The sequence below is a fragment of the Acetobacter okinawensis JCM 25146 genome (assembly GCF_000613865.1).
GTDB lineage: Bacteria > Pseudomonadota > Alphaproteobacteria > Acetobacterales > Acetobacteraceae > Acetobacter > Acetobacter okinawensis.
In genome coordinates this window covers 1-5,940 of the sequence record NZ_BAJU01000074.1, presented here as the reverse complement: position 1 = coordinate 5,940, position 5,940 = coordinate 1, and the positions used below count along the sequence as shown (strand labels likewise).

The window sequence follows — 5,940 nt, the reverse complement described above, 5'->3', positions numbered from 1 at the left end:
CACACGGCCTGCAGCACCACAGACCACGGCCCCGGCCGCGCCAGTGGACCAGCCTTTTCAGCCCTCGCAGGATACGTGGACACCCGCGCCGCAGTAACCCGCCCGTAACAGATGATGTCGTGCCGCAGGCCAGAGTGCTCGCCCGGTACAAGTAGATGAAAGTGGAGACCGTTAAATGCTGTTCATCGGGGGGCTCATTTTTGCGCTGCTCTGCGTATTTGGTTCGTTTGTGGCATCCGGGGGGGCGCTTGCACCCCTTATCATGTCCATGCCGTTTGAGCTGCTGACCATTCTTGGGGCTGCGGTGGGTATTTTTGTCATGTCCAACTCCAAGGATGTGCTCAAGGAGTTCCCGCACTACCTGCGCCGCACCATCAAGGGGCCACGCTACAACAAGGCGGCCTATACGGAGCTGCTGGTCACCCTGTTCCGCTTTATGCGGCTGGCGCAGGCCAAGGGTAACATGGCGCTGGAAGAACACATTGAAAACCCGAACGACAGCTCGATTTTTGCCCTGTCGCCCAATGTGCGGGACGATCTGGTGACCCGCAGCCTGATCTGCGACTACCTGCGTCTGGTCAGCCTGAACATGGATGACGCGTACCAGCTGGATGAGGTCATGGGCCGCGAACTCAAAAAGAACCTGAGCGAGGAACTCCATACCGCCGAAAGCCTGCAAAGCATTGCAGACGCTCTGCCAGCCCTTGGCATTGTGGCCGCCGTGCTCGGGGTTATCAAAACCATGGCCTCCATCAGCAAGCCGCCGGTCATTCTGGGTGAGATGATTGCAGGCGCACTTGTCGGGACCTTTCTGGGTGTGCTTTTGTCTTATGGCGTTGTGGCTCCGCTTTCGTCTAGAATGCGCGATGTGGTCATGCAGGACGCCCGCTACCAGGATCTGATCCGCACGGTGTTTGTGGCGCATCTGCAAGGCAACCCGCCGCAGATCTGTGCGGAAATCGGGCGTAAGGACATACCGCATGCGTTCATGCCAACCTTTGCCGAGCTGGATTCCGCCTTGTCCGAGGCCAGTAATCCGGGTGCGGCTGCGGCAGCCTGACGCAGCAGCCACGTAGGCGGCAGACCCACTGGCCGGGTGCTCAAGGGTGGGATGGAGGAAGTGATGGGTATCAAGTCAACAAATGCCGCCAACCTGAGCGAAAGCGCACAGGACACGCCACTTGCCTCCCTGCTGGCGGCAGTTGCCGCACGCAGCACCACGGCCACCACAACGCCCGTGACCTCGCAGACCAGCGGTTTTGCAGCCGTGCTCAAAAGCATGTCGGCCTCCACCACGCAGGCGCGTGCGGCCAGTACCCGGCAGGCTGCAACCACACCATCCGCCAGCACTGCCACCTCGGCAGATACGGACCAGACAGACAGCACCGCCGCGGATACCACAAGCCAGAACACGTCCAGCCAGAGTGCCACCACACAGGGCACGGCCAGCCGGTCCAGCCAGTCTGGCACGCCAGCCACTACGGGCAGCAGCAGACAGACCACGACCAGCACCTCTGCCACCGCCACGCAGGCGAGCACCACCACCGCAGCCAAAAAGCAGTCCGACCCGAGCGTGCAGGATGATGCAACGCAGGCGGCCGACAGCACGGCAGACACCAGCACAACCACTACGGCGGATGCCAGCCAGAGCAGCACAGTCTGGAGTATGGCGGAAACGCTGATGCAGATGGCCATGCAGGGTGCTGCCACCGTGCAGACCCAGACGCAGGGTGCCGATGCCACCCAAGCCAGCACCGACAGCGCAGGCACGGACGCCACACAGGCCGATGCGACAACGTCTGCCACTTTGGGCTCAGCGCTACAGGCCGCCGGGCAGGACATGGGCACACTGCTGGCTCAGGCCAGTGCCATACCCGCTACAGGCCAGACGACGGCGGATGCGCTGGCTGCACTGGGGCTGACTCCCATAACCGAGCAGGGGGCTTTGGCATCGCTCGGTGCTGGTGCATCTGTCATGGCGGCGGGGGTTGCATCGGCCATGGCGCAGCCAATGGCGAGTGGTGCAGACAGCCTGTCTGCCTTTGTTGCAGCACAGGCCGGGAGCGCATCGGTTGCGGCCATGCCGGCAGCACAGCTTACGCTGGCAGATACTGTGGTGCAGGGTGCCGCCACGGCGGCAGCCACAGGCCACAGTGCAACCGCTGCTGCCAGCACTACGGCCACGCAGGCGGCCAGCACGCAGGCAACGGACACCACAACAGATACGGACCAGCAGGTCGCCCTGACGCTCCAGCAGGTTGCTGCCGCTGTGAGCAATGTGAGTGTGACGCAGTCTACCCAGTCCACGCAGCAGGGCGCTGGGCTTTCCACCTCGGGCGGGCTGAGCGGCCTGTCGCTGGACACCACGGCCATGGTGGCGCTGGGCAGCACGGTGCAGGAGAGCACGGCCCAGAACGCGTCCGGTTTTTCCGACCAGTCCGGTGGTGGCGCGGAGGGAGAAGGACAGGCCCTGCTGGCCGAGACCCCGCTCCAGAGTGGTGCGCTGGCGCAGAGTGCAGCACAGGGCGTCTCCAGCTTTGCCTCCACCCTTGGTGGCGCGCTGGAGGGCCAGAGCACGCAGGCCGCTCCGGCACAGACCGCAGCAGCAGCTACGGCCTCGGCCACGCAGGAGGATGAGCAGACCACAGGGCTGTTCTCCCTTGCCAATGCGAACAGCACGGACACAGGCGTGTCCGTGACCGTCATGACCGCCGATTCCACGCCGGTGCATGTGCGTGTGCAGGGTACGGATGGGGTGACCACGGGCGTTGTGCTGCAAAGTGAGGACGCAGCAACCGCGCACCATCTGGCCAGCACACGGCACGAGCTTGTTGCAGCACTGGACGCAGCGGGTGTAAACGTGGGACAGCTCAAGATTGATGTTGTCAATGCGAGCGATGCGGGCAACAGCACCTCCTCGCAGGATAATGGTGCGGGCAGTGCAGCCGGGGGGGCTTTTGGGGGTGCCAACACCAGTGCGGGGCAGGGCGGTGGCCAGTCCTCCGCGGGCACGTCCTGGACCGCCAGCACGCAGGCGGGCGCGCAGGACGGCACAACAGAGGGGTCGGACAATAGCACGCTCGCATCCGGCACGCGCACATATGATGGACGTGGGGTTAACATTACCGCCTGACCCCGGGCGTATTAAGGCAGACAGGAAGGAAGCAGGCGTATGTCCACGACATCACTGACAACAAACGAATACAACCTGCTTTCGGCAGCGGAATCGACCGCCAAAAGCTCTGCGGCAACCTCCAGCTCGTCTTCGTCCTCGTCGTCCACGTCTGCGACTTCGGCGCTGTCCTCGCTTGCAAATAACTACACCACCTTCCTGACCCTGCTGACGACCCAGCTCCAGCATCAGGACCCCAGCAGCCCCATGAGCTCGGATTCCTTTACGTCCGAGCTGGTGCAGTTTGCCGGGGTGGAACAGCAGGTGGAGACCAATTCCAAGCTGTCCTCACTCATTTCGCTCAACGAGAGCGGGCAGCTCAGCGCGGATAGCGCCCTTGTTGGCTCGAAGGCCACAGCCACCACCACCACCCTGCCGTTGCAGGACAGCTCGGCAACGCTCAACTACACGGGAACATCGGGGCAGACTGTGGCCATTGCCGTGTCCAACTCGGCAGGGACCATCGTCAAGGACGATCTGGTCACCGCCAGCAGCGGCACCAATACATGGACATGGGACGGTACGGACAACAGCGGCAACAAGCTGTCCGATGGTGCTTACAGCGTTGCGGTCAAAACCATGGATTCGTCTGGCAACACGTCCGATGTGTCGTTTACGGTTACAGGCACCATTACGGGTATCCAGACCGGTACCAACGATATGGAAGTGCAGATGGGCAGCGCGACCATACCCATGAGCAGCCTGGTCAACGTGTCCTCTTCAAGCTCGTCTTCTTCGTCCTCGTCTTCCTCCACATCGTCGGATACATCTTCTTCCTCGTCCAGCACGGGGTCCTGAGTGCGGGGGGAGTGTGGCGGTGCCATGCTCCCCTGATCCGGGGTATTTTATGGGCCAGACTGGCCCCTGCGCGGCATCCGCCTGCCTCTCATGGCAGGGAATGGATAAGGTTTGATTGCCCTGCGTGTTAAAATCGACAGGCATGCCTTCCCGCTCTAAAACGGTCATTCCCGCTAATAGAACCTTTTCCCATTTCGGGCATTATAGAGTCCTGCCTATCAGGCGGGCTCCATAAGCGGCGTCTTATGTCTCATAGAATTTTTTTTAAGAGAGGCTAAGGCAAAAGACCTCACGGCGCGTGTGATCGTTTTTTGACAGTCACCGGCATGTATTCATGTATGGCCGGGCATAATAAAATCCCAGACAGCAAGATAATCTTTTCAGGGTACCCAGCCGATTACCCGGTTTGTGGTGCCTGGGTAGGCCCGTGGTCTTTGCGATATGACCGGCCATATTGCCCAACTTGTCCTGAGCTTGACTGATGTCTGTATCACTTATGTCTTAACATTAAATTGACGGCCCCCCGGGGGGAGCGGCTATGCCTAACGCCTATAACCTGCATTAAGGCAAAAAAATCCCATGTTGGTCTGGTTTACCGAAAAAGCCCCTCTGCGACGTAAGATTTCGATCGTCATGGCATGTTTGCAAGCTATATGATTTTGCAGATTCTGGTGCAGCTTGTCAGTTCCGAGATGGACCTGCCCCTGGCGGTGCAGCGCTATCTGGGACTTGGCGGGTTTGTTGTCAGTTCGCTCATGGTGTTTGGTGCCCGCTGGGTGCTGATTAACCGCGCCGCCGTACCGTTTGAGACCATTACGGCCCTGACCGAGCGCATTGCTGCGGGCAAGCTGGATGAGCAGATCCCCTACACGTTATGGACGGATTGCGCGGGCCGTCTGGCCAAGGCGCTGAGCACCTTCCGTACGGCTCTGATCAAGCAGCTTGACCTGCAAAAAATAGCGCAGGAGAGCGCGACCGAGCAGCAGCGCATGAGCGAGCTGACGCAGCAGCGTACCGTGCAGCAGAACGGTCTGATCGTGGAACTGGGCAAGGGCCTGCGCACACTGGCTGACCGTAATCTGACGTTCCAGTTCGCATCCCCCTTCGCGCCTGAGTTTGACGCCCTGCGCCTTGATTTTAACGAGGCCGTATCCTCTCTCTCCGAGGCTATGGAGGAAGTGGCCGCTGCTTCCGCCCTTATTCAGGGTGGGTCGATGGAAATTGCCGAGGCCTCGCAGGACTTTGCGCAGCGGACCGAGCGGCAGGCTGCTGCCATGGGGCAGATGGCGGCTTCCGTCACCAACGTGAAAAACGGTGTGGACAACCAGTCCGAAGCCGCGCAGGAGGCACGTGACGCAGCACAGAGTGCCCATGCCGCCGTGCAGCGTTCGACCAAGGTCATGCTTTCGGCCATGTCCGCTATTCAGGAAATTGCGACATCCTCGGCCAAGATGTCCGCCATTATCGGTATTATTGACGACATCGCCTTCCAGACCAATCTGCTGGCGCTGAACGCAGGGGTGGAAGCCGCCCGTGCGGGCGATGCAGGGCGCGGCTTTGCTGTGGTGGCGACCGAAATCCGCGCACTGGCGCAGCGCTCCTCCACCTCCTCGCGCGATATCCGTAGCCTGATTGAGGTTTCTACCAAGCAGGTAACAGAGGGCGTGCGTCTGGTGGAACAGACCGACAAGGAACTCCAGCTTGTGGCCGGTCAGGTGGAAGCCATTACCGGGCATGTGTCCAACATAGCCACAGTTGCGCGGGAGCAGGTGGGCAGTCTGGGCGAGGTCAACACCGCCGCCACCCATATTGATGCCACCACCCAGCAGAATGCCGCCATGGTGGAGCAGACCGCAGCCGCGGCCCATAACCTCAAGACCGAGGCGGCCAATCTGGTGGATGTTGTGGGTCACTTCAAGCTCCCCGGTGGCACGGCCCTTGCCGCGCCGAGCGGGGGCAGGGCAAAGGCG

General features: G+C 61.2%; 4 protein-coding genes. All 4 read left to right on the top strand.

The annotated features are described in order from the left end of the window. Window positions 1-175: 175 nt before the first annotated feature. A complete protein-coding gene (motA, locus tag JCM25146_RS15285) occupies window positions 176-1,060 on the top strand; it encodes a flagellar motor stator protein MotA (RefSeq protein WP_025829115.1) in 885 nt (294 codons plus the stop codon). A gap of 63 nt (window positions 1,061-1,123) precedes the next feature. Next, entirely contained in the window at window positions 1,124-3,133 is a 2,010-nt protein-coding gene (locus JCM25146_RS15275) for a hypothetical protein (RefSeq protein ID WP_148299121.1), read from the top strand. Window positions 3,134-3,172: 39 nt separating this feature from the next. Then, complete coding sequence (locus tag JCM25146_RS15270; RefSeq protein WP_025829111.1) at window positions 3,173-3,970, top strand: flagellar hook assembly protein FlgD; 798 nt, start codon at window positions 3,173-3,175, stop codon at window positions 3,968-3,970. Window positions 3,971-4,623: 653 nt separating this feature from the next. Then, window positions 4,624-5,940, top strand: a 1,317-nt coding sequence (locus JCM25146_RS15265; RefSeq protein ID WP_199897768.1) for a methyl-accepting chemotaxis protein, incomplete at its 3' end; no start/stop codon positions are given.